The organism is uncultured Rothia sp. (genome assembly GCF_937976295.1).
Taxonomy (GTDB): domain Bacteria; phylum Actinomycetota; class Actinomycetes; order Actinomycetales; family Micrococcaceae; genus Rothia.
Genome location: NZ_CALJRY010000263.1, coordinates 1 through 3,161 on the forward strand (window position 1 = coordinate 1; position 3,161 = coordinate 3,161).

Below are 3,161 nucleotides of genomic sequence, written 5' to 3' on the forward strand. Positions count from 1 at the left end.
CTCCTTTGCTTGGCTCCCGGGGTGTTTCTGGGAGGCTGGTGTGTTTTTTCTGGTGGGTTCTAGTTGAACTTGAACACACTAGATGTGAACTAGGATACACCTCAAAATGGCTTGTGAAGCGTTTATTACCTCTACATGCATCAAATTGTGGACATGTTCGCCCCTTATTCTTTTGCACGTTTTTCATTTGCACTCGGATTCAGCTTCTTTTCAGGTTCGATTGTTACTGTAAAACCATCTATTGAACATCTATCAAAAATACTGGGATACCGCATCGCACTGCTGAGGAGGAATCATGACCGCCGATAAGAACCAGCCCCTCGAAAATCAGCCCGTTTCCCCTCATCAGCGTGTTTTGAAGGTGGCACCGCAGGTTATTTACGGTCGTCCCGATCCGGATCTGATGCGCATCCACGCGGATGACGTTCAGGGAACTCTCCCCAATGGAGAATCGCCGGAGGAACACGGCGGCGAGCTGGTCGGCTACAGCCCCGTGCCGGTTCCTAACCGCAAGCCGGACACTGGCAGACGCGTAGTGGAGGCGCTGGCGTACCTAGCGTTGGCTATCGCGGCAAATCCATTCGCCTATATACTGGCAGGTCCTATTCTGGGCGAAGAAACCCTGGAATCTCTTTTTGTGGCATCCCTAGGATTTTTGATACTAAGCATCGGTATTCTTCCGCTGGTACTGTTCATTTTCTCCCTGTGGGCTCTCATCAATTTCTTAGGTGTGATGGTGCAGCTCATCTGGAGGCGTAAGGCCGAGGAGAAACTCACGTTCCGGCTGGTGTACGAGTGCGCCCCGCCCTCTGAAGCAAACCAGGAGAGCGACGCTTCGCCTCAGCAAGATGATGATATCGACCAACCGGTGATGGATCCTGGCCCCCTGCCCACTTCGTCCCAGAAGTCGGGAGCATGGTCTCTGTTCTTTGCCGTTTCCGTCCTGAATCCGTATATTGCGGCGGGGCTTCTCTCCGTTACGGCTTTGTTCGGGGCGGGACCGCTCATCGCGTCTCTCTTCCTAATGGCGAATACGGTGAGTGAAGGGCTCATGGGGATTCCCGGCATCATCTGGTGTATGGCATGGATTCTGAGCCTTGTGCGGCTTAACGAATCGGACGAGGCTTAGGCAGACTAGCCACTGGCTCAAAGAACTGGCTCAAAGAACAGCCGCGGGATGTAGACCCGCGTACTGAACACACACTTTAGACAACACAACAGACACATAACAGCAGACAAGCATTGGAGGAGGTTGCCGTGGCGGAGCATAGCGAAGCACCGAAAAACCCGCAGAACCCGACCGAGAAGAGCGGTAGCGAGTATCAGCCCCTGTGGGATATGGAGCAGCCCGCCCCCGAATACTCGGCTTTGCTTCTTCACGGAACGCCGGTTGCCGCACCGACCGGGGAGATTCCTGAGCCGGTGAAGGAGGTCCTGGCAATACAGAAGGCTCGTTCTGCATCCGCGTCTGCCGATACGGTTGCACCCACCCCGACAGCGCCCAGTCCTGATACGCCCGATTCTGCAGCGCCCGCTCTGTCGGTTTCTGCTCCCGCGCCGTCTGCGCAGGCTGCAAACTTTTTCCCTTCGGCGACAGGGTACCCGGTGCTGAATCGACCGCTGTATGGTCGCCCGGGTCCCACGATGCGCCGCATGTCCCCCATGGGCACGGATGCTGGCGCATCTGCATCTGCACACCGGCAGGCGCCAAGTATATTTCCCACCTGGCAGGATGGGAAAGTAGTGGGTACTCCGCGACCTATCGGGTATATCTCAGCAACTCCACTTGCGGGCAAGGTGCGCGGATTAGACCTGTGGAGGAAGGCCTGGCCTGAGCTCATCGCCCTCTTCTTCATTGGCGTGGTGTTTAATCCCCTGACTTATCTTCTGTTGGCTACCGTTACAGGGGACCCTCAGATCGGTGGGTATGTCTTCTACTACTTCTTGATGCTTTCTCTGCTGACGATGGGTCTTCCCATGTTCTTGTGGGGCGGTGCACTGTTTTTTGTGCTAGTCCGAGTTAGCCGAAAGTACCGGGCACTGAAGCGGGAGGCCATGCCGCTTGGGTCGTTCTGGTTCTATCTGGTGTACGACCGTCTGCCCAAGAACGACGAGGAAATGCAGGAAATCCTGGGTGCAACGTCTTCGATGTCTTCTGCGGCGGCTGCTCCCACCCTTGCGCCGCCGAACGCCCCAAACCACACGGATGCATCATAAAAGATTCCTCTGAATACCCCAGCTCCCGTAGCGCTGAACCCCCGGCGGTGTTATCACAGCAGTGTTAGCGCTTGTCCGGGGGTTTTCTCAGGGTTCGTTCGGCGGCTTTCAAGGGACTGCCCAGCGCGCGCTGGTACGGTGGTGCCACTAGGAGTATGTCTGGTGAGCGAAGGAGACGACCATGACAGACCGCCCCACTGCAAAGAATGAAGCCGCAAAGAGGGAAACTGCAGAGAAGGAAGAGGCGTACCAGCCCCTCTGGGACACCGACCAGTCCGTCCCGGAATACATGCTGCTACTCGTGAACCAGCAGTCATCGACAACGGAAGACGCTGAGCTATATGAAGAATCTGACGACGAAGACGAAGAGCTAGAGCACTCCGACCAGTATCCGGACCAACACCCCGACCCGGATTATGAATACGTCTACCCGGGTTCCCCTAAGCGCTACGACTCCGCTCGGAAGAACTTAGAAGACTTAGAAGATGAAGACGCTGAGCATGAAGAGGGCGAACCCGAAGACTCTCAAGACACCGACGACACCGACGATATCGAAGAGCCGGAAGACACCTCAGAAGACGCCCCGGCATACACCCCGGAAAATACTCACGAATCTCGCAAGGACGATGAGGCAAACCACCCGGTAGCGCTCGCCTCCGTAGAACAGCCTCAGCAAGAGCAGACCCAGGCTATGCAGAATCAGGCAACGCACGCCTACGGCGAGTACGTTCGGCTGGGATCCCTCGGCCTGAACCCGGGCGCTATTCTGCCGGTCGTTCCTGAGCCGTTCTTCGGCATCCCCGACTCGAAACTTATCGAAATGCGCCTGCTGGACCGCTCGCATGAATCCTCCGCGCCCATGCAGGCGTGCGCTGCCCACCTGAACCCCGTCAAAAATGAGGAGAACCCCACCTCGCGGGCGGCAAAGCAGCAACCGGTGGGCT

2 protein-coding genes and 1 pseudogene are annotated in these 3,161 nt (G+C 56.7%); all 3 read left to right on the forward strand.

The features are described 5' to 3' along the window. Positions 1–295: 295 nt before the first annotated feature. Complete coding sequence (locus Q0216_RS07045; RefSeq protein WP_298594054.1) at positions 296–1,129, forward strand: type VI secretion protein; 834 nt, start codon at positions 296–298, stop codon at positions 1,127–1,129. Positions 1,130–1,257: 128 nt separating this feature from the next. Continuing rightward, positions 1,258–2,217 (forward strand): hypothetical protein, encoded by a 960-nt coding sequence (locus Q0216_RS07050; RefSeq protein WP_298594056.1) that lies wholly within the window; start codon positions 1,258–1,260, stop codon positions 2,215–2,217. 181 nt (positions 2,218–2,398) lie between these two features. Continuing rightward, positions 2,399–3,161: pseudogene (locus tag Q0216_RS07055) on the forward strand (hypothetical protein); the annotation flags it as partial.

Bases quoted from the DNA above. Each gene is read 5' to 3' on its own strand.
- Q0216_RS07045 (WP_298594054.1), top strand. From the start codon at position 296: ATGACCGCCGATAAGAACCAGCCCCTCGAAAATCAGCCCGTTTCCCCT.